This is a genomic window from Rothia mucilaginosa (assembly GCF_001061665.1).
Taxonomy (GTDB): domain Bacteria; phylum Actinomycetota; class Actinomycetes; order Actinomycetales; family Micrococcaceae; genus Rothia; species Rothia mucilaginosa_A.
Genome location: NZ_JVSP01000003.1, coordinates 1 through 20,239 on the forward strand (window position 1 = coordinate 1; position 20,239 = coordinate 20,239).

Consider the following 20,239-nt stretch of genomic DNA (forward strand, 5'->3'; position numbering starts at 1 on the left):
ATACAGACCCGAATACAGGCCCGCAACCCGAATACGGGTGAAGTAGAACACAAACAAGGCCACATTGTGCCCTTTGGGGGGCTTATCTCAATAAATAGCCTAGTCAGAACGATATATTGATTCCTAAGAAGGCCAAAAAAAATTTTAAGCAGGGGTAAAAGACCCCTTCGGGGCCCCTCACGGGCCTCGGAACCCAGACAAAGACAGGGAAAAGCAAGAAACCCCCATATACCTTCGCCGCTCCATCCCCGCGCCCGTGCTTCCTCCCCTACGTCAGTTATCCCGGAGAAACAAACGGCGGGTAGGCCAAAGCCCCTGCTCTCTGACGAAGCTCGAACTACTGAGCACTCGGCAACGGGAACAGGGGCTTTCGACGTCTAGTACTGCGGAGGAGCCTCATTGGCCATGTTATTGAAGCGTGAGTACTTACCGCTAAAGGCCAGGGGAATCGTACGGGTCGGGCCACCGCGGTGCTTCGCGATAATCATGTCGGCCTCGCCCACGCGATCGCTATCGGGGTTATACATATCTTCGCGGTGCAGCAGAATCACCATATCCGCATCCTGCTCAATAGAACCCGACTCACGCAGATCCGAAACCATCGGACGCTTATCGGTGCGCTGCTCCGAACCACGGTTCAACTGCGACAGCGCAATCACCGGAACATCCAGCTCCTTAGCCAGAAGCTTCAGGCTACGGGAGAACTCCGAGACTTCCTGCTGACGGGACTCCACCTTCTTGCCCGAGCTCATCAGCTGCAGGTAGTCCAGCACCACAAGCTTCAAATCGTTACGCTGCTTGAGACGACGGCACTTCGCACGGATCTCCATCAGAGTCATATTCGGCGAATCATCAATAAAGAGAGGGGCAGAATCAATACGGCCCTGCAGAGTCGCCAGGTTCGTCCAGCCCTCGGTGTCTAGATCGCCCTTCTTCAGACGACCCATTGAAATCTTGCCCTCCGCGGAGAGAATACGCATGGCCAGCTCGGTACGGCTCATCTCCAGAGAGAAGAAAACCGTTGCCATGTGGTGGTGAATAGCCGCCGAACGCGCAATATCCAAGGCCAGGGTCGACTTGCCCACACCCGGACGAGCCGCAATCACAATCATCTGGCCACCGTGCAGGCCGCCGGTCAGCTCATCAAGCTCGATGAAGTCAGTCGGCACGCCGTACACGCCATCGGGGCGGTTCGAGTTTGCGTCAATCTCGCGCATCGTCGCTTCCAAGGCCTCAGAGAAGGACACGTAATCTTCCTTCGCGTTGCCATCGGTCACCGCGTAAATCTCCGCCTGCGCCTGATCCACGAGTGCGTCCACCTCGGTCTCGTTGGCGTAACCCAGCTGCGCAATCTTAGTACCCGCCTCAATCAGGCGGCGCATAATCGCGTGCTCCTTAACAATCTCAGCGTAATACTGAGCGTTAGCAGCAGTCGGAACCGACGCAATCAGCGTATGAATATAGGACGCGCCGCCCACACGAGTCAGCTCGCCGCGCTTCTTCAGCTCATCAGCAACCGTAATCGCATCCGCAGGGCTACCGTGACCGTACAGAGAAAGAATCGCCTCATAAATCGTCTCGTGCGCCGGCTTATAGAAATCAGACGCACGCAGGCTCTCAACCACATCCGCAATAGCGTCCTTCGACAGCAGCATGCCACCGAGCACCGACTGCTCAGCCACATCATCATGAGGCATAGTGCGGGAACCATAATCAAGGGCAGTTTCAGACATGCTTATCCTCGCGTTTCAATCCGATATCTACGACGTTCCAGAAACAATTTCTGCAGAACTCCTATGCTAGTTTCTCACGAAGGCACACGCGAAATACATACACACCTATCGCGGACTGCGCAGATAATCCTCAATCTTCTCAACGGCGAGCGCCGCACCATCCATAGTGCGCATTGCCTCACCCAGCTGCCGTGCCCTAGCGCGCATGCCCTCATCGCTGAGCAGACAGTCCAGAATATCGCACACATTGCCGCGGCGCACATCATTCTTCGTAAAGCGCAGGGCGTTACCGTAGCGCACGCACTCCTCAATATTCCAGCTCTGCTCAGCCTGCATCGCAATACCGGCAAACGGTACACCCGCCAGGCACGCCGTCTGTACTGTCCCCTCACCGCCGTGGGTTATCGAGGCATCAATATGGCCGGCGAGCAGATGCGCCGGAACAGTCCCGGCGAAATGGATGTTGCTGCCCAGCATGCTGGTATCCGAGAGCTGCACCCCGCCGCCGACCAGCACATCCACAGGAGCGGCTGACAGCTGTTGCAGCACCTGCGCCAAAATATCTGCAGAGCCAGATGAGCCCATTCCAACGTAAATCAGTGGCCGATCCCTGGGCTCGCGAACAATCTGCGGCAGCTCACCAGGTGCACGGTAATAAATAGGACCCACACCAACATCAGGCTCTACCAAAGAATCCCCGCGCAGCTGCGTAAACAGAGAACAGATAAGATTCACATCGGCGCTGAGCATATCCACAGTACGGCGAGGAAGCCTCAGCCCATGCTCACGCGCCACACGAGTAAAAGAAGCCGGCTTATACGACAACACCCGAGCCACCGCACGCAACCACCCCGGTGCCGCAAGCTCGCCGTCTACAGGTTTCTTCGAAAAATACGTCGACGAGTAAGCGTACGGGCGCGCATAGAAAATAGGGACACCCGCAATACGCGCAGACAGCAGCATCGTCAGGTTAGAACCAATCACCACAGCATCCGCATTAAAGTCACGAATAGCCGCGAGCTCAGCGGCGACCCGCCGACGCACCATATCGGTCGTGAAAGGATGCCGCACTCCCCTGCCCTGATCCAGCGCCATAATCTGCTCCGCCTGGGCATCGCTCATCATCGGTTCGCGAAGATGCACAGGAAGCCCCGCATTTTCCAGCAGTCCCAAGTACTTAGGGGAATACACATGGAACAAGACCGTATGACCTCGCTCCCGAGCCACACGCGCTATCTCAATGCAGCGCGTGGTTTCACCCATATTGAAGCTTTCGGGAGAGAAAAGAATACGGCTCATAACAAACTCCGGCAGGTGCACACGTGACTGAGCCGAATCTGCGGCTCATAACCTCACCAGTGTAAAACGGAGCCCCAGTATTCCCTCGGATAGAGAGGAATACTGGGGCTCCGTTTCGCTGTATAAGCTTTGCGGTGTGACTCTGTCTTACTTCTTACGCAGAATCAGACCGATAGCGCCAATGTGGTCCGCGTGGCGGCGGAACACACCGCGCATACCCAGCACACGCTCACGAATCTGCGGCTTACGCGCCAGGTTGAACGCAATCTTCGCAACGCCAGCGGGACCCTCATCAGCCAGCAGACGCTTCGGCTCCAGCAGAGCCATATCGGTCTGGTACACATCCAGCACCTCAAAGCCTGCCTCTTCCGCCAGAGCAGTCCACTCGGCAACAGTCAGCGGGCGGGCATTCACACGGATAGTACGCGCCAAATCCTTCTGAATCTCTTCCTTCAGCTCAGGACGCAGATAATCGGGAACCAGCGACATCTCGTGAATAGCGTAGTAACCGCCCGGACGCAGCAGACGAGCCGCCTCACGCATAATCTCCAGCTTGTGCTTATCGGTCTGCATGGTCAGCATCGCCTCGCCCACCACGGCGTCATAGCTTTCCGAGGGCAGACCGGTCTCCTGAGCGCTAGCGTTCACCACACGGTAGTTCGGCTTAGTCGATGCGCCAATACGCTCGGTCACAATTTCAGCAGCCTTGGGATCAAGATCCACACCGGTGTAGCTCTTGGGGGAACGCTTCACAATCTCCAGGGCGGTAATACCCAGGCCCGGCGCAAACTCCACGACGTCAATGTCGCCACCCAGAGCACGAGCCAGCAGCCAGTTGGTGGTCTCGCGGCCGCCGGGGCGCAGAACCTTCTTGCCCAGCTGAGCCAGAAGCCAGTGACCAGCTGCCTTTTCGGCGGGGCGGTCGGTACCGGGAACGGAAGGGGTCTTAGACACGGAAGACAACTCCTCAATACTTGTATTTAATATGCAAAATTTATCTTTCCCAATTCTAGACCCGCCACCCCAAGAAAGGAAATGTGACGTTATATAGAAGTGTGGTTGCCCTTTGTTACAGCATGCCGCAACACCACTACAGCCACCCTTGCTGCACACTCTAGAGATTAAACAGAAACTGGAGCTGGACCTCTCGGTCCAACCCCAGTCTCATCACACACACATACATACGAAAATCAGAGCCACTTCCGCAAGGAAAGTCCAACTTTCTGATGGTCCTCTCGAACCATCTATATAAAGTATTACGCGTAAACCTTTATTCCCTGTAGGTTAAAGCTGTAAGAAAGCTGGGAATAGCTGAGAGACTCAAATGCTCCGTCGGCGCCAAAAGATCAAACGTACACAGGAGCGGGTCCCACAGGGGAAATCGAAATAAACGTCGCCTCCAAAGCGCCTTCCAGGGCGAGCCTTTGGGGGGCAGGAGGCCCGTCGGCGCTTAACGCCCTCCCCCGTATAAAACGATCGCGTTAAAAGAAGAAAGGCAAGGCGCTGTTGCCTTGCCTTTCTTCTTTCGCGAGCGGGCCTCCCCGCTACACGAAACACACACATTCACATCGCAGTCCTCTCGAACCAACACCTATAGTAAACACTGCGAACCTTATGGGAGGGTTGATTTTAGCTGGAAAGCAGCTGGGAGAAGACCTGTAGAACACTGAGAGGCACAGAGAGTCATCTGAGAGAAACTGTGTACGCCGCGCCCAGGGCTAGGAAGCACTCACATACAGGGTGAGTACAAGCAACGGATTCGTCCCGATAGACACCAGGAGCAGGAGGATATTAGCCCAGCGAAAGCGGCGGAACTTAACCAAGCCCACCAGGGCGCATACCACAGCAATGCTGGACCCCAAACCACCAACAATCAGAAAAAGCAACAGCAGAGTCGTAGCAAGGTTAGCGTCCGCCATTGGAACAAGCGCCAGGGCACACAGCAGTAGGTTCACACCCTCCAGAATGACGCCGGTCATCAGAAGCTGGGCGCTTGAGGACATACGCGATAAAGATTTAGCCATGTCTACCAGTCTACGGGGTCTGCGTGCCTACGTCGCATCCATCGCTCCCCCGGGTTAGAGTGTGCGCCCACAGGGTCAATGTTTCACGTGAAACATGCGCCGGAACGGGTACAGTAAACGGGGTGCTCCTCCCGAAGGAAGAACACCCCGTCACGGTTTCTCAGTGCCTCAGCACGAAAACCTCAAAACTACTTACGCAGCAGCAACGACGTCCAGGACAACGTTAGCAACAACGTCAGCGTGCAGGCGGACAGTCACCTTGTACTCACCGGTGCGCTTGATAGCGGAACCCAGGTGGATGGTGCGCTTGTCAACGGAGCCAATGCCGGCAGCCTCAATAGCCTCAGCAATAGCGTCAGCCTTGACGGTACCGAACAGGCGGCCGTCAGCGCCAGCCTTGTGTGCAACGACAACCGGCTTAGCAGCCAGGGACGCAGCAAGTGCCTGAGCCTCTTCCAGAGAAGCCTTGGCGCGAGCCGCACGAGCGGCGCGGATGGACTCAACCTGCTTCTCGCCACCCTGGGTCCAGGTCACGGCGAAACCGCGGGGCAGCAGGTAGTTACGTGCGTAGCCGTCCTTAACGGTGACAACATCGCCAGCTGCACCGAGGCCGGAAACTTCCTGAGTCAGAATGATCTTAGCCATGTTACTGTCTCTCCTTCTCTTTAGCGGCCAGCGCCGGAGTAGGGCAGCAGAGCAACTTCGCGGGCGTTCTTAATAGCCTGAGCGATCTTGCGCTGCTCCTGAACGGTCACGCCAGTCACGCGGCGAGCGCGGATCTTGCCGCGGTCGGAGATGAACTTGCGCAGAAGTGCGACGTCCTTGTAGTCAATAACGGTGACGTCAGCAGCCTTGAGGGGGTTCTGCTTCGGTTTGGGCTTACGGATTTCAGCCTTAGCCATCGTGGTGCTCCTTAGAGTTGGGAGCCCGCGGCGGATAACCGCGGGATGGATTGATAAATTACTATTCGGAAAACGAAACCGGCTTAGAACGGAGGTTCATCGTCGGCGCCGCTACCCCAATCATAGTTACCGCCGGACTGGGAACTCCACGGATCAGCAGCGGGAGCTGCCGGGGCTGCAGGAGCAGCCGGAGCGGAGTAACCGGTCTGACCGGAGTAACCATTACCCTGGGGAGCCGCGAAATTATTCTGCTGCGGAGCGGAGTAACCGCCCTGAGCAGGGGCGTTGTACCCGGCACCGCCGCCAAAGCCACCCTGCGCACCTCCGCCGAAGTTACCTCCGGCAGAACGCTGTGCACGAGTCACCTGTGCGGTAGCAAAACGCAGAGTCGGGCCGATTTCCTCGACCTCAAGCTCAAACGAGGTACGACGCTCGCCTTCCTTGGTCTCGTACGAGCGGGACTTCAGACGGCCCTGTGCGATAACCTGGGTACCCTTCTTCAGAGTCTCCGCAACGTTCTCAGCGTAACCACGCCACACCGACGCACGCAGGAACAGGGTCTCCCCGTCCTCCCACTGGTTGGTCTGACGGTTGAACGAACGCGGAGTCGACGCGATCGTGAAGTTAGCAACCGCAGCACCCGCGGGGGTGTAACGGAGCTCCGGATCGCTCGTCAGATTACCGATAACGGTAATAACGGTATCGCCTGCCATAAGATGCCTCCTCGATAAGAGTTACAAGTGTGTTGATTCCAGTACAACGCAACCCCCTGACATTTTTAGAGGGTCGGCAACCGGAGGGCGCAACTACTTGCTGGAGATCTTCTGATCCTCCGGGCGGATGATCTTGGTACGCATGACGGACTCGTTCAGGTTCAGAACACGATCGAGCTCAGCTGCGGTCTCGGGGGTAGCGGTGAAGTTCACCACTGCGTAGATACCCTCGGACTTCTTCTGGATCTCGTATGCCAGACGGCGACGGCCCCAGATATCGACGTTGTCGATAGAACCGCCCTCGTTGGTGACGATCTCGAGGAACTTGGACAGCGACGGCTCAACCGCACGGTCCTCAACCTCGGGGCTGAGGATAACCATCAGTTCGTATGCACGCATGATTAAACCCCTCCTTTGGGCTAAACGGCTATGGGATTTCCATAGCAGGAGATTCATTGTGCCCTATACGTGAAGCACACCGGGTGGGGAACACGCATAGATTTCTTAACAATACACCACGCTGGGCGGATGCAACAGTACCGCACCGCGTGAGCTCAACCATGCGATGCGGTACCGAAACCTCAGAAGCTACGCCTCCCGGCGCTGCTCCCACCACTGCAGGAGGCGCGCCTTCGCCTCCTCCTCGGGAAGCGAGCCCTCGTCCAGGCGCAGGTTCAGCAGGAATTTGTATGCCTCGCCCACCACCGGGCCCGGCGCAATCCCCAGAATCTGCATAATCTGGCCGCCGTCCAGGTCGGGGCGGATCGCATCCAGCTCCTCCTGAGCAGCCAACTCAGCAATACGACGCTCCAAATCGTCGTACGCCGCAGCCAGCGAACGCGACAGGCGACGATTACGGGTCGTCACATCGGAGCGGGAAACCCGGTGCAGGCGCTCCAACTGATCGCCCGCATCGCGCACGTAGCGGCGCACCGCCGAATCGGTCCAGCCCGACTCGCGGTAGCCGTAGAAACGCATGTGCAGCTCCACCAGGCGGGCCACAGCCTTAATCGTGTCGTTATCAAAACGCAGGGCGCGCATACGCTTCTTCACCATCTTCGCGCCCACCACCTCGTGGTGCAGGAACGAGACGGAGCCGTCCTTCTCAAACTTGCGGGTCTTCGGTTTGCCGATATCGTGCATCAACGCCGCAAAACGCAGAATAAAGTCCGGGGCAGGGCACGGGCCGTCCTCGTCCGTCTCCTTCTCCATCGCCTGCTCCAGCACCTTCAGCGAATGTTCGTACACATCCTTATGGTGATGCGCCGGATCCATCTCCATGCGCAGCGCGGGAAGCTCCGGCAACACATAATCCGCCAGGCCGGTATCCACCAGCAGGTTCAAACCCACCCGCGGGTAATCCGCATCAATCAGCTTCACCAGCTCATCGCGCACACGCTCCGCAGAAATGATCTCGATGCGGCCGGCCATCTCGCGCATCGCCTCGAAAACCTCCGGGGCCACGCGCAGATTAAAACGAGCCGCGAAACGAGCCGCACGCATCATGCGCAACGGATCCTCGGAAAAAGACTCCTGCGGCGAGCGCGGGGTACGCAGAACGCCCTCACGCAAATCCTCCACGCCGCCGAAAAGATCAACCACCTCGCCGCTCGGCAAAGCCGCGGCCATCGCGTTAATCGTGAAATCGCGACGCACCAGGTCGGCGCTCAAATCGGTACCGAACTGCACCGTCGGCTTCCGCGAATCGGACACGTACACCTCGGCACGGTAAGTCGTCACCTCGTACACCACGCCATTCTTACGGGCGCTAATCGTGCCGTACTCCTTGCCGATATCCCACGTGTGCTCACCCCACGCACGCAAAATCTGCTCGCTCTGCTCCGGGGTGGCGTCCGTCGTCAAATCAAAATCGGTGAAATGGCCGCCGTCATCCAGCAGGTTGTCGCGGACAATACCGCCCACCAGGTACAGCTCAAACCCCGCCGCACGGTACAGCTCTCCCAGCTCGGCGGCGTCCGGGTACTTCGACTCAACATCAATAATCAGCGACATAATCCTTTAATCGTGCCAGATAAAACGCCTCCACGACCACCCCGCGCCGCACGGGATGCCCACATCACCCCGCCCCGAAGCGCCAAAACCCTCTTCCATCAGTTAAGGTAGAACCATGAGCATTCCCGTACCCCGCGCACCCAAAACGCGCTTCGCCGCGCCCGCGCGCCCGGTACCGGCCCCCGAAGAAGTATCCGCCGGAGGGCTCATCATCGATTTCGACCGGCCCGAAGAACTCCCCGCGGCCATCATCGCCCGAATCAACCGCACCGGTCAGCGCGAATGGTGCCTGCCCAAGGGACACATCGAACGCGGCGAAACCCGAGTTGAAGCAGCCGGACGCGAAATCGCCGAAGAAACCGGAATCACCGGCTACCCCGTAGCCTCCCTCGGCACCATCGCCTACTGGTTCACCTCCAACGGGTTGCGCATCCACAAGACCGTGCACCACTACCTCTTCGCGGCAACCGGCGGCGAGCTCAGCATCGACAACGACCCCGATCACGAAGCCATCGACGTCGCGTGGGTCCCCCTCGCTGAGCTGCCCACCCGCCTCTCGTTCGCCAACGAGCAGCACATCGCCCGTAGCGCCAGCGAATACATCACCACCCACCTCTAACGTCCCGGCAAGCCTTCGGGGCGACATCCCGAAGGTAGCCGGACAGAGGCCCGAAGACATCCGACCGACCATCACCGCCAACACAGGAGAGACACGTGGCACGAACCGACGCCCGCTCAAGCGCAATCATGGCCGCAGGTACGCTCGTCTCGCGCATCCTCGGATTCGTCAAGACCATCCTGCTCACCGTCGCTATCGGTTCGCTCTCTACCGTCGGTGACGTCTTCGAAACCGCGAACACCCTCCCCAACCTCATCTACGTGCTCGTTGCCGGCGGCGTGTTCAACGCGGTTCTCGTGCCCCAAATCATCAAGGCCGCCAAGGCACAGGACGGCGGCGCACGCTACATCTCCAAGCTCGTCACGCTCACCGTCACCGCCATCGGCCTGGTCACGCTCATCACCGTCGCCTGCGCCTGGCCCATCATCAGCGTCATGGGCTCGGGATGGACCCCCGAACAGCGACAGCTCGGCTTCATCTTCTCACTCTGGTGTCTACCCCAGATCTTCTTCTACGGCCTCTACACCGTCATTGGGCAGGTGCTCAACGCGAAGGACGCCTTCGGCGCGTACATGTGGTCGCCCGTGCTGAACAACGTCATCACCATCCTGTCGCTGTTCCTCTTCATCTTCCTCTTCGGAGCGCAGACCCCCAACCCCCACCCAATCCACACCGTAGACAACTGGACCAACGCACAAACCCTCGTGCTCGCCGGTTCCTCGACCCTCGGCGTGGTTATGCAGGCGCTCGTACTCTTCATCCCCCTGCGCCGACTCGGCCTGCGACTCAAGCCCGATTTCGCGTGGCGCGGCATCGGCCTGCGCGCAGCCTCCAAGCTCGCCGCGTGGACCCTCGCCTCCGGTATCATCTCCAACCTGGCCTTCCTCTACATGACCAAGGTTGCTGCAGGCATCGTCGGTCAGCGCGAGCACTACGCCGCCATGGGCATCCAGATTCCGGGTCTGCAGGCCCTCAACTACGCCTCCATGCTGTACATGCTGCCGCACGGCGTTATCGGCATCTCCATCGCCACCGTGCTCTTCAACCGCATGAGCGCCTCAGCCATCGCCGACGATAACGACAGCGTCATCTACGCGCTCTCTCACGGCCTGCGTAACGCAGCCGTTGCCACCGTCTTCTGCATGGTCGGACTCATCGTGCTGGCCGGCCCCATCGCCGTGCTCTTCAGCGGTGGCGACCCCATTGCGGCCACCATCATCGCCCGCCTCATCGTCATCACCGCGCTCGGCACCCCCACGCTCACCATCAACTACCTCTACAGCCGCGTGCTCTACGCTCGCGAAGACGCGCGCACGCCCTTCCGCATCCAGGTGTACTCCGCCATCATCATGGTCGTCATGAGCTTCGCAGCCTCCATGCTCGACGCCCAGTACACCGTGTACATGCTCGCTTGGATTTACCCCATCCACAACATTCTGCTCATGTTCATCAGCCACTACATGGTGCGCCGCCGTCTCGGCTACTACGGCCAGCGCGGCATCGTCAGCGTCTATGCGCGCACGATTCTCGCATCGCTCTTTGCCGGCGCCATTGCCGCCATCGCCCTGTGGCTGCTCGGCGGATACCAGCTTGACGGCTTCGCGTGGTCCTCCAAGATCACCGCGATTATCACCCTGGTAATCTGCGGCTCAGTCATGGGCCTTGCCTACCTGGCGGGCGTGCAGATCTTCCGCGTCAAGGAAGCTAACGCACTTTTGGCACCCATCACATCCAAGCTCGAACGCCTGGCCCGCCGCTAGGCCCGCAGGCGCCCAGCACGCCACGAACTATCACTCAGCCACGGCCTATTGCAAAGCCGGGTAGAATCTATTAGCAGAGCCCGCCACACGGCAGGCACTTTGAAACCACCTCGGGAGAACACGTTGTCGCAACAGATTCCGGTCGGATCGGTCCTCGGCGGCCGCTACGAAATTACCGCCCACATCATCATTACGGCAGAGTCCGATATGGTGCTCGAAGGCATCGACCAGATCCTTAACCGCAAGGTCTCAATCGTCGTCGCCTCGCCCAACCGCAGCGCCCTGCTGGAGGCCAACTCCCGCGCGCTTGCCACCAACTCCCGAGGCAACATTCAGATTCTCGATCTGGGCATCACCCCCGAGGGAAGCCGCTACCTGGTCACCTCGCACACCCGCCCGGATACCCTTCTCGACACCCTTCTCGTCGAGAACCACGCACTCTCCAACGCGGAGGATGCGCTGGGCACCGAAATCTTCGGCGACTCCGATGCGGAACGCTCCCCCAACTCCTACGAGAAGGTCTCCTCCGGCACCGCCAGCCAGGAAACCATCAGCGCCTCCAAGAGCTGGAACTCCGGCGAGAGCAGCGCCGTGACCGCCTACTCCGAGCCCACCAGCATCTACGAAGAGGAGGAGGACGAAGGCGGTAGCCGCGGTACCTGGGCCATCGCTCTGGCCGCCGTCCTGCTGCTGGTCATCGTCGCGGGTGGTGTGCTGACCTCTCTGGGCGCTATCGGCTCCAACCAGGCAGCTGCGCCGCACACCCCGAAGGCTTCGGCCAGCGAGACGGCCAGCGCCGAGGCCTCCCCCTCGGCCACCCCGACCGCCAAGGCCTCGAACGCACCCGCGAAGATCGCCTCCGTGGCTCGCTTCGCACCCTCGAACCCCACGTTCATGAACGACATGGACTCCCTGATTCCGAACCTGACCGACGGTAACGCCAACACCGCCTGGATTAGCTACGGCTTCGGCACCGCCAACTACGCCGGCACCATCAAGGAATTCGGCCTGGCACTGAAGCTGCAGACCCCCACCGTCGTCTCCAAGCTGACCATCCAGCAGAACACCGGCACCGGCGGTTCCTTCACCGTCTACACCAACAGCTCCGCATCCCTGAGCGGTGCGGTTGAGGTTGGTAAGGGCACCTTCGAAGGCAAGGATGCGGTCGTGAACCTGGATACCTCAAAGCAGAGCGCAGAAAAGGGCGCCTACGTGATCATCGTGGTCAACGAGCTGCCCCGCCTCTCCCTGCCGATTGGAGTTTGGAATTACGGCCTGCGCATCAACGAGATCAAGGTGGACTAATCAACCCATAACACAACGCCGATAGAGCGCTCGCACCCCCAGACACAAGGGCGGGGCTTCTGAACTCAACAGTTCGGAAGCCCTGCCCTTTTTGATGTCTATTTATGACTCTATATAGCAAGGCCGCTACTCAAAGATTCACAGTGCGCGGAGTATCTGGATAAGGGTCCCCAAAAAATGGAATAATCGAGGATAAAGCCCTGTTATAGGAGCAGAACGAAAGACCTACAACGGAAAGACATATCTGATGACTGAGAATCTGGGAGGCCTCTTCGGAGGCTCCGCCCTAGGCAATCTGAACCTCGCATCCGCACCCGCCACCAAAGCCGCACCGGCTGCCGAGGTTGAGGCCGACGCAACCGTCCACAACGTCATTATTGTGGGCTCCGGCCCCGCCGGCTACACCGCCGCAATCTACGCGGCACGCGCCGAACTGAAGCCCGTACTCTTCGCCAGCTCCCTGGCACCCGGCGGCTCCCTCATGAACACCACCGAGGTGGAGAACTTCCCCGGATTCATTCAGGGCATCCAGGGCCCCGAGCTGATGGAAAACATCGGCCAGCAGGCCGAGCGTTTCGGTGCAGACATCCGCTACCAGGACGTGGAGAAGGTCGAACTCACCGGCGACGTGAAGAAGGTCTACACCGCAGACGGCGCCGTTCACCTGGCGAAGACCGTCATCATGACCACCGGTTCTCAGGTCCGTAAGCTCAACATCGAGGGCGAAGACCGACTCTCCGGTTACGGCGTTTCCTGGTGCGCAACCTGCGATGGCTTCTTCTTCAAGGACAAGGAAATCGCAGTGGTCGGCGGTGGCGACTCCGCACTGGAGGAGGCACTGTTCCTGACGACCTTCGCGTCCAAGGTGTACCTGGTGCACCGCCGCGATTCTTTCCGCGCTTCGGAAATCATGCAGACCCGCGTGTTCAACAACCCAAAGATTGAGGTTGTCTGGGACTCGGCTGTCACCGCCGTTCACGGCGAGAGCAACCTCGAGTCGATCACCCTGACCAACACCAAGGACGGTTCTGAGCGTCAGCTGGCCGTTCAGGGCCTGTTCATCGCTATTGGCTCCGATCCTCGCGTGGAACTGGTACGTGACCAGCTGGAGATTACCGAGAACCACACCATCGCGGTTCAGGGTCGTTCCTCGAAGACTTCCGTTCCCGGCGTTTTCGCTGCCGGTGACGTGATTGACCCGACCTACCGCCAGGCAATTATTGCTGCCGGTTCCGGTGCTGTTGCCGCTCTGGACGCGCAGCACTACCTCGAAAACCTCTAAACTATTCGTATTACTCACTGGGGAATCCGCCCCGTGTCAGAAAGGAGCACTCCGTGAGCAGTGCACAGCAGGCAACTGATGCCACTTTTGACGAACTGGTTCTAAAGAACGACAAGCCCGTTATCGTGGACTTCTGGGCTGAATGGTGCGGCCCCTGCCGCATGGTTGGCCCCGTTATCGATGAGATTGCCGGCGAGTACGCCGGTCAGGTCGACGTGGTCAAGGTGGATGTTGAGGCAAGTGGTGATACCGCCATGAAGTACGGCATTACCTCCATTCCCGCCATCTACCTTTTCAAGGGGGGCGAGGTCGTCAAGAAGACCGTAGGCGCTAAGACGAAGTCAGCTCTGCTGGCCGAGTTCTCCGAGCACCTGGGCTAGTCTTTCGAGAAGCTAGAGAAAAACCCTCGGTGATGTTTCACGTGAAACATCACCGAGGGATTTTCATATATTCAACTGAAATCAGCTGTTATAAGCGATTTTCAAAGGATGTTACCCGGAGAAATCAGAATCCAGAACACGGATGATGCGGTTCAAATCTTCCACATTGGCGAACTCAATCGTCATCTTACCCTTGCGGGCGCCCAGAGAAATCTTCACGGAGGTATCGAGCTTATCAGCGAAGGCCTCCGCAATGTAATCCAGGCGCTCGCGATGCTTCTGCGGCCGGGGAGCCTTACGCGCTTTGGGCTCCTCCGCACCGGAGGTGGCAGCCACGAGCTCCTCGGTGGCGCGCACCGACAGCCCTTCATTCACGACCTTCTGAGCGACGGTCTCAATCTGTCCCTGGTCACTCAGCGCCAGGAGGGCACGGGCGTGGCCAGCAGAGAGAATCCCGGCGGCAACGCGACGCTGCACGAGGGCGGGCAGCTTCAGCAGGCGAATCGTGTTCGAAATCTGGGGGCGGGAACGGCCGATGCGCTTGGCGAGCTGCTCCTGGGTGGTGTCGAATTCCTCCATCAACTGCTGGTAGGCCGCAGCCTCTTCAATGGGGTTCAGCTGACTGCGGTGCAGGTTTTCCAGCAGGGCGTCACGCAGCAGGTCTTCATCATCGGTCTCACGAATAATCGCGGGAATCGTCGAGAGGCCGGCAGCCTGGGTGGCGCGCCAACGGCGTTCACCCATGACCAGCTCGTACTTCTCTGCCCCGCGCTCGCGGGAGGGACGCACCACGATGGGCTGCAAGACACCAATCTCACGCACCGAATGGATGAGCTCCTCCATGTCCTGCTCATCGAAATCGGTTCGCGGCTGTTTGCGGTTAGGGTGAATATCGCGCACGTTGAGCTCTGCAAACTGCGCACCGGGCACCGGAACCAGATCGGACTGCTCCTGCTCGCTTGCACCGGGAACGGGGACATCCTCGCCGAAGAAGAAATCCACCGGGCGGCGGGTCAGGGTCGTATTGCGCAGGGCCGCACCCATATCGACGCGAGACTTCTTCTTCGATGTTTCACGTGAAACATCATGCGTCGAATCGGCATGGTTAGACTCAGGCTGAACGGGTTTGGAGGGAGGTTCGGGAGCCTCGTGTTTGGGTGCTCGGTGGGGCTTCTCAGGCTTCGCCTCATGGGCCATCTCAAACAGACCATCGCTCATAGGCTCGTCTGCGAGAGCGGGAGCGGGTGCCTTCGAGTGCTGACTGACCTCGGGTACTACCTCTCGTTCGGCCACCTTCTTCTCGGCGCTTCCAGAATTCTTCGTACTCTGGGGAATCAGGGCCCCCAGACCACGACCCAAACCACGTCGCTTCTCAGCCATCGTCACTCCTTTGGACTCCCGGATGAGTCCGTTCATATTGCTTCTTTATCTAGTGTAGACGAATCGTGCGACATTCAGGGAGTGGTTTAAGGGGCATCCAAAAATTTCAAAATATATCAAATATAAAACTTATATAGGGTGTTTTTTAAAAATTTCAGCTTATTGCCAGCAAAAACATCCCCTCCACACGCCTCAAAAGAGATGCGGAGGGGATGTCTAAAATATGGGCGGCAATAATAAACCGCGTATTCAAAAAATTAAATCAAGCCGAACGCCCCGAAAGCTCCTTAGCGGCCTCTCGGTAAGCGCGGGCGCCGGTCGAGGAAGAATCGTACGTGATGACGGTCTGCTGGTAGCTAGGTGCCTCGGAGATACGCACGGAGCGAGGGATCTTCACGCCCAGGGTTTCCTGCGGGAAGTGCTCACGCACCTCCTCCGCCACCTGGAAGGCCAGGTTGGTGCGAGCATCATACATGGTGAGCAGAATCGTGCTAATGCGAAGCTTCGAATTCAGATGCTTCTGGATCATCTGAATATTCTTGAGCAGCTGACTCAGACCCTCGAGGGCGTAGTACTCGCACTGAATCGGAATTAGAATCTCCTCGGCGGCCACGAAGGCGTTCACGGTAAGGAGACCGAGGCTCGGCGGGCAGTCGATAAATACGTAGTCGAGGCGAGGCAGCCCCTGCTTCTCGCGCCACTCCGTATAGTCCACCAGGGCGTTCTTGAGGCGGGTCTCTCGCGCCACGAGAGAGACCAGCTCAATTTCAGCACCCGCAAGGTCGATGTTGGCCGGTGCACAGAACAGACCGGGCATATCGGGACATTCCTGCACAATCTCGGCGAGAGGCTTATCTTCGATAAGCACGTTATAAACGCTGGGCACATCCACGCCATGCTCAATACCCAGAGCGGTCGACGCATTACCCTGCGGGTCGTTATCGATGACAAGAACGTTTAGGCCGGCTTCCGCGAGCGCGGCGGCAAGGTTGACGGCGGTGCTGGTTTTCCCCACGCCACCCTTCTGATTCGACACGGTAAAGACACGCGTATGCACAGGCTTGGGGAGTAGATCTGCGGCCGCTTTCTGGGCGTGGTGAGTCATCGGGTGCCTTCCATATTCCGGGTGGTGTGTCTACGGTGATGCTTCGTCTGATGCCTCGCGTGTGGCAATACTCTGCGGTATTCGTGCGCGAGGAGGATTTAGTTCCCCGCTCCCCTGCCGTTGCCTATTCCCAGCATGTTTCACGTGAAACATACTCCGTGAGGTGATGAAGCCTGCAATGTTTCACGTGAAACATCGGTGCTGCCCGAATGGTTTTTGAAGGGCTCAGTACCCCTTGCTGAATCATCAGGCTTTGATGTAGAAGAGTCTAAGGTTTCAATCCTTCCTTAAGGGTACCCGGCATCAGGTCAATACTCCACGCGAGAGGTCATTCTATGTACTCTACAGATGCAATTGCCGCACACACACAGCAAACCTGCACACAAAAAATGGGCGGTACCGCGTAAGCCAGCATATTCACTAGCTCATTGCAGTACCGTCCATTCAGGATGAAACTTTTAGAGACGGACTCGAACCACCGTGGTCGGCTCCTCCAGTAGGTCGGCACCCGCCGTCAGAATCTCGGTCTCGCGAGCACCGTAGCGATTCAGCTTCTTCTTCGCCTTGGTGATTTCTTCAGCGGCGCTACGACCCTTCAAAGCCAGCAGTTCGCCGGTGCCGCGCAGAATCGGCAGGGTGATATCCAACAGTCCCACCAGGGCGGATACGGCGCGGGCGGTGACGACATCCGCATCCACGGCACCTACGGCCTGCTCGGCACGCGAGCGCATCACGGTCACGTTCTCCAGCCCCAGATCATCGACAACCTCGTTGAGCCAAATGACGCGACGCTCCAGCGGCTCAATCAGGGTCAGCTTCAGATCCGGGCGGGCGATAGCCAGGCAAAGGCCCGGCAGGCCCGCACCCGAGCCAACATCAGCCACAGAGACATTCGGGGCGATATATTCCTGCACCACGGCACAGTTGAGCACGTGGCGAGCCCACAGGCGCGGAACCTCGCGGGGACCAATCAGCCCGCGCTCGATGCCGGTCGTCGCCAGGTGCTGCACGTAGCGCTCCGCCAGAGGCAGACGCTCACCGAACACAGCCTCCGCGGCGGCGCGCTCATTCTCGTTCAGAGTTACCTTCGTTTCCTCCACCTTAGACTCCTACCTCGGGGAGAGAAATCACGACGTGACGGCGCGGACCCTCACCCTCCGACTCGCTGTATAGGCCGGCGGCGGCTACCACATCGTGCACCACCTTGCGCTCGTAGGGGCTCAGCGGCTTCATGTGCTCGTCGCGGCCGGTAGCGCGTACCTTCTCAATAGCCTCGGCGGCAATCTTCTCCAGGTACTCGCGACGCTCGGCACGATAACCTGCGATATCCAGGATCAGGCGCGAACGGGTACCGTTGCCGGCCAGAACGGACAGGCGCACCAGCTCCTGCAGGGCATCCAACACCTCGCCGTGGCGACCCACCAGGTGGCGCAGCTCTTCGTTGTCATCGTCGTCGTTGACGACCGAAAGATAGATGCGGTTATTGCGCACCTCGATGTCAATGTCGCCGTCCAGGTCGGCGATGTCTAGGAGCTCTTCGAGGTAATCGGCGGCAATATCGCCTTCTTCCTCGATATCGTCAATCTCCTCATAGCCTTCGGCGGCCTCATCCACAAACTGCTCGTCGCCGAGCTGCTCCTCATATTCCATAGCTTCAGTCACGATTATCCTCGGGGTATATGTGGGGTTTAGGGGTACAAAGTATCTCATACACGGCGCCGGGCCCGCGCCTTACGCGGCGTGAGCCCGGCCCGAATGGGTGGAAAGCCTGCTACTTTCCGTTTTGCTTATTGCGCTGCTGCTTCTGGCGCTTCTTACTCACCGGCTGCTGGCGCTGACCGGCTGCGGCACGCTCACGCGCCTCCTGCAGATCCTTCTCGTGCTGCTCGCGGGTCTTACCCACCGGGGGCAGGCCCTTCGCCGCACGGCGGGCGTTCAGCTCACGCTCGGCCTGGGAACCGGGGGTCGGGTTGTTGCGGATAACCCACCACTGCTGACCCAACGACCAGAGGTTCGAGACGGTCCAGTAGTACATCACACCAAGGGGGAAGTTAATACCGGAAACAGCGAAGATGATCGGGAAGATGTACATAATCATCTGCTGCTGACGGAACATCGGGGAGTTCAGAGCAGCCTCCGACATGTTCTTCACGCTCAGCTGCTTCTGGATGTAGAACTGGGTGGCGCTCATCATCACGATCATGATGGCAGCCTGAATCACCGTCGCGGTGGCGTCGCCAGCCCCCGGGTGCATCATGGTCGCGAAGAGCTGAGCACCGAAAATCTGGGAGTCGTTGAACTGATGCACTAGCTCAGCCGGCAGCATGAGCACGCCCTGGTTATTCTGCGCTGCGGTGGGCACGCCCATCAGCACCTGGTACAGACCGAAGAAGATCGGCATCTGAGCCAGAATCGGCAGGCAGGAGGCGAAGGGGTTCGTACCGTGCTTGCGGTACATTTCCATCTGTTCCTGGGCCATGGCCTGGCGGGAGAGCTGGTCCTTCTTACCCTTGTACTTCTCCTGCAGCTTCGCCATATCGCCCTGCATTGCGGTCATACCACGCATGGCCTTGATCTGCTTGACGAACAGCGGGATGGTCAGGGTACGCATCACCAGGGTCAGGAAGATGATGCACAGAACCCAAGTCAGACCGGAAGCCGGGTCCATGCCCAGCGAGGTGAAAAGAGTGTGGAACAGCCACAGGACCACGGAGACGATCCATTTAAACGGCCAAAGAATCAAATCAAAAATATTCACGCGGGAATACTCCTTAAGGACTCGGCTAAGTCATTGTGTGGGAGGCGCCGCCTACTCAGGGCGGGCGTCACCACCGGTGTGAGGGGTGTAAAGATGGGGGTGGTTGAGCAGAATAATTTTCGGTTCTGCTCCGGGAGCGAAAGTACGCTTCCCCTCCGGGACTGGGTCGATACCTCCGGTCGCCCAGGGAACGCACCGCAGAATACGGCGCACCGTCAGGGAAAGCCCGCCCATCGCACCGTGGGTGGTCAGCGCCTCCAGAGCGTACGCCGAGCAGGTCGGGTAGTAGCGGCACACGTCCCCGTAGAGGGGGGATACGACCTTGCGGTAGGCCTTCATGCACGCGATTAGCAGGTTCTGCGGTAGAACGTAGAGAGCCTGCAGGAAAGTTTCAGGCCTTACGAATTCGTTAGGTGCTAGTGCCAGCAGCTCGTCGGGGCCGATGAGGGGCTCCGCGGCGCTATACGTGCCGCTGTGATGGGAGTGGAAACATTCCTCACGGCGTGAAGTACGGTGACGGCTCACTGCTGCCCCTCAGTCGTTGAGGGCCGGTTGAGCTTGGCGAGGGTCGTTTCGAGAGCAGACTCGTAGTCCTTACGGAGCTGAGACCAGTCTGCCTGTGCGGAGGCAGGAAGCGCTCGCACAGCGATGGCGTACCCTTCCGGATGCGCGGCGCAGGTGAGCGCGGCAAGCTCACGCAACCGGCGCTTAACCAGGTTGCGTGTCACCGCGTTGCCCACCGCCTTCGACACAATGAAACCTACCCGGGTTGTTTTTCCGGGATTTTTCGCCGTAGATACAACGATGTTCCGGCGTCCACTGCGGATGCCGGAACGGAAGGCGTGGGAGAATTCAGCGCCGGTGCGCATTCGGTGCCGTTGAGGCAGCACGTCTCCCCCTTTACATGGTGGGGAGGCTCGGCAGGGCCGGCCTCCGCATTTTCTACGCTTAATGATAGTTCGCCCG

The 20,239-nt window shown here is 58.9% G+C and carries 21 protein-coding genes; 5 read left to right on the forward strand and 16 right to left on the reverse strand.

What is annotated here, in order from left to right:
- Positions 1 to 377: 377 nt before the first annotated feature.
- The 9 genes from dnaB to ADJ95_RS02325 form a co-directional block, all read right to left on the reverse strand.
- Complete coding sequence (gene dnaB / locus ADJ95_RS02285; RefSeq protein WP_049332201.1) at positions 378 to 1,733, reverse strand: replicative DNA helicase; 1,356 nt, start codon at positions 1,731 to 1,733, stop codon at positions 378 to 380.
- A gap of 105 nt (positions 1,734 to 1,838) precedes the next feature.
- Positions 1,839 to 3,032: a glycosyltransferase gene (locus ADJ95_RS02290; protein ID WP_049332202.1), complete on the reverse strand. Its 1,194-nt coding sequence runs from the start codon at positions 3,030 to 3,032 to the stop codon at positions 1,839 to 1,841.
- Positions 3,033 to 3,179: 147 nt separating this feature from the next.
- The gene (locus tag ADJ95_RS02295) at positions 3,180 to 3,986 is read right to left on the reverse strand and encodes a class I SAM-dependent methyltransferase (protein ID WP_049326735.1); all 807 of its coding nucleotides are present in this window, start codon (positions 3,984 to 3,986) and stop codon (positions 3,180 to 3,182) included.
- Positions 3,987 to 4,750: 764 nt separating this feature from the next.
- A complete protein-coding gene (locus tag ADJ95_RS02300) occupies positions 4,751 to 5,056 on the reverse strand; it encodes a hypothetical protein (RefSeq protein WP_049332203.1) in 306 nt (101 codons plus the stop codon).
- 192 nt (positions 5,057 to 5,248) lie between these two features.
- Positions 5,249 to 5,701, reverse strand: coding sequence for a 50S ribosomal protein L9 (rplI, locus tag ADJ95_RS02305; protein ID WP_049332204.1), 453 nt, complete (start codon positions 5,699 to 5,701; stop codon positions 5,249 to 5,251).
- A gap of 20 nt (positions 5,702 to 5,721) precedes the next feature.
- The gene (gene rpsR, locus ADJ95_RS02310; protein ID WP_004005948.1) at positions 5,722 to 5,958 is read right to left on the reverse strand and encodes a 30S ribosomal protein S18; all 237 of its coding nucleotides are present in this window, start codon (positions 5,956 to 5,958) and stop codon (positions 5,722 to 5,724) included.
- Between the two features lie 83 nt (positions 5,959 to 6,041).
- The gene (locus ADJ95_RS02315) at positions 6,042 to 6,671 is read right to left on the reverse strand and encodes a single-stranded DNA-binding protein (RefSeq protein ID WP_049332206.1); all 630 of its coding nucleotides are present in this window, start codon (positions 6,669 to 6,671) and stop codon (positions 6,042 to 6,044) included.
- Positions 6,672 to 6,764: 93 nt separating this feature from the next.
- Positions 6,765 to 7,070: a 30S ribosomal protein S6 gene (gene rpsF, locus ADJ95_RS02320; protein WP_049332208.1), complete on the reverse strand. Its 306-nt coding sequence runs from the start codon at positions 7,068 to 7,070 to the stop codon at positions 6,765 to 6,767.
- 189 nt (positions 7,071 to 7,259) lie between these two features.
- Complete coding sequence (locus tag ADJ95_RS02325; RefSeq protein ID WP_049332210.1) at positions 7,260 to 8,684, reverse strand: CCA tRNA nucleotidyltransferase; 1,425 nt, start codon at positions 8,682 to 8,684, stop codon at positions 7,260 to 7,262.
- 115 nt (positions 8,685 to 8,799) lie between these two features.
- Between ADJ95_RS02325 and ADJ95_RS02330 the strand changes: the two genes are divergently transcribed.
- The 5 genes from ADJ95_RS02330 (at position 8,800) to trxA (ending at position 14,030) form a co-directional block, all read left to right on the forward strand.
- Complete coding sequence (locus tag ADJ95_RS02330; protein WP_049332212.1) at positions 8,800 to 9,303, forward strand: NUDIX hydrolase; 504 nt, start codon at positions 8,800 to 8,802, stop codon at positions 9,301 to 9,303.
- Positions 9,304 to 9,398: 95 nt separating this feature from the next.
- Complete coding sequence (murJ, locus tag ADJ95_RS02335; protein ID WP_049332214.1) at positions 9,399 to 11,063, forward strand: murein biosynthesis integral membrane protein MurJ; 1,665 nt, start codon at positions 9,399 to 9,401, stop codon at positions 11,061 to 11,063.
- Between the two features lie 123 nt (positions 11,064 to 11,186).
- Positions 11,187 to 12,368, forward strand: a complete 1,182-nt coding sequence (locus ADJ95_RS02340; RefSeq protein WP_049332216.1) for a hypothetical protein — start codon at positions 11,187 to 11,189, stop codon at positions 12,366 to 12,368.
- A gap of 247 nt (positions 12,369 to 12,615) precedes the next feature.
- Complete coding sequence (trxB, locus tag ADJ95_RS02345) at positions 12,616 to 13,650, forward strand: thioredoxin-disulfide reductase (RefSeq protein WP_049332218.1); 1,035 nt, start codon at positions 12,616 to 12,618, stop codon at positions 13,648 to 13,650.
- 53 nt (positions 13,651 to 13,703) lie between these two features.
- Positions 13,704 to 14,030: a thioredoxin gene (trxA, locus tag ADJ95_RS02350; RefSeq protein WP_049332220.1), complete on the forward strand. Its 327-nt coding sequence runs from the start codon at positions 13,704 to 13,706 to the stop codon at positions 14,028 to 14,030.
- Positions 14,031 to 14,141: 111 nt separating this feature from the next.
- Here trxA and ADJ95_RS02355 read toward each other — a convergent pair whose 3' ends face one another.
- The 7 genes from ADJ95_RS02355 to rnpA all read right to left on the reverse strand — a co-directional run bounded on the left by ADJ95_RS02355 (position 14,142) and on the right by rnpA (position 20,163).
- Positions 14,142 to 15,410, reverse strand: a complete 1,269-nt coding sequence (locus tag ADJ95_RS02355) for a ParB/RepB/Spo0J family partition protein (protein ID WP_049332222.1) — start codon at positions 15,408 to 15,410, stop codon at positions 14,142 to 14,144.
- Between the two features lie 262 nt (positions 15,411 to 15,672).
- The gene (locus tag ADJ95_RS02360) at positions 15,673 to 16,515 is read right to left on the reverse strand and encodes a ParA family protein (RefSeq protein WP_049332224.1); all 843 of its coding nucleotides are present in this window, start codon (positions 16,513 to 16,515) and stop codon (positions 15,673 to 15,675) included.
- A gap of 458 nt (positions 16,516 to 16,973) precedes the next feature.
- On the reverse strand, positions 16,974 to 17,615 hold the full coding sequence (gene rsmG / locus ADJ95_RS02365) for a 16S rRNA (guanine(527)-N(7))-methyltransferase RsmG (protein ID WP_049332226.1): 642 nt from the start codon (positions 17,613 to 17,615) through the stop codon (positions 16,974 to 16,976).
- A 1-nt stretch (position 17,616) separates the two neighbouring features.
- Positions 17,617 to 18,177, reverse strand: a complete 561-nt coding sequence (locus ADJ95_RS02370) for a protein jag (protein ID WP_049332228.1) — start codon at positions 18,175 to 18,177, stop codon at positions 17,617 to 17,619.
- Positions 18,178 to 18,286: 109 nt separating this feature from the next.
- Positions 18,287 to 19,273: a membrane protein insertase YidC gene (gene yidC / locus ADJ95_RS02375; RefSeq protein WP_049332230.1), complete on the reverse strand. Its 987-nt coding sequence runs from the start codon at positions 19,271 to 19,273 to the stop codon at positions 18,287 to 18,289.
- Between the two features lie 51 nt (positions 19,274 to 19,324).
- On the reverse strand, positions 19,325 to 19,798 hold the full coding sequence (gene yidD, locus ADJ95_RS02380; RefSeq protein ID WP_049332232.1) for a membrane protein insertion efficiency factor YidD: 474 nt from the start codon (positions 19,796 to 19,798) through the stop codon (positions 19,325 to 19,327).
- Complete coding sequence (gene rnpA / locus ADJ95_RS02385) at positions 19,795 to 20,163, reverse strand: ribonuclease P protein component (RefSeq protein ID WP_049332233.1); 369 nt, start codon at positions 20,161 to 20,163, stop codon at positions 19,795 to 19,797. Before rnpA ends, yidD begins: the two co-directional genes overlap by 4 nt.
- Positions 20,164 to 20,239 lie beyond the last annotated feature (76 nt).

Coding starts and splice junctions, on each gene's coding strand:
- ADJ95_RS02330 (WP_049332212.1), top strand. CDS start 8,800: ATGAGCATTCCCGTACCCCGCGCACCCAAAACGCGCTTCGCCGCGCCC.
- ADJ95_RS02360 (WP_049332224.1), bottom strand. CDS start 16,515: ATGACTCACCACGCCCAGAAAGCGGCCGCAGATCTACTCCCCAAGCCT.
- dnaB (WP_049332201.1), bottom strand. CDS start 1,733: ATGTCTGAAACTGCCCTTGATTATGGTTCCCGCACTATGCCTCATGAT.
- rpsR (WP_004005948.1), bottom strand. CDS start 5,958: ATGGCTAAGGCTGAAATCCGTAAGCCCAAACCGAAGCAGAACCCCCTC.
- ADJ95_RS02300 (WP_049332203.1), bottom strand. CDS start 5,056: ATGGCTAAATCTTTATCGCGTATGTCCTCAAGCGCCCAGCTTCTGATG.
- rplI (WP_049332204.1), bottom strand. CDS start 5,701: ATGGCTAAGATCATTCTGACTCAGGAAGTTTCCGGCCTCGGTGCAGCT.
- ADJ95_RS02355 (WP_049332222.1), bottom strand. CDS start 15,410: ATGGCTGAGAAGCGACGTGGTTTGGGTCGTGGTCTGGGGGCCCTGATT.
- ADJ95_RS02290 (WP_049332202.1), bottom strand. CDS start 3,032: ATGAGCCGTATTCTTTTCTCTCCCGAAAGCTTCAATATGGGTGAAACC.
- ADJ95_RS02315 (WP_049332206.1), bottom strand. CDS start 6,671: ATGGCAGGCGATACCGTTATTACCGTTATCGGTAATCTGACGAGCGAT.
- trxB (WP_049332218.1), top strand. CDS start 12,616: ATGACTGAGAATCTGGGAGGCCTCTTCGGAGGCTCCGCCCTAGGCAAT.
- rpsF (WP_049332208.1), bottom strand. CDS start 7,070: ATGCGTGCATACGAACTGATGGTTATCCTCAGCCCCGAGGTTGAGGAC.
- ADJ95_RS02325 (WP_049332210.1), bottom strand. CDS start 8,684: ATGTCGCTGATTATTGATGTTGAGTCGAAGTACCCGGACGCCGCCGAG.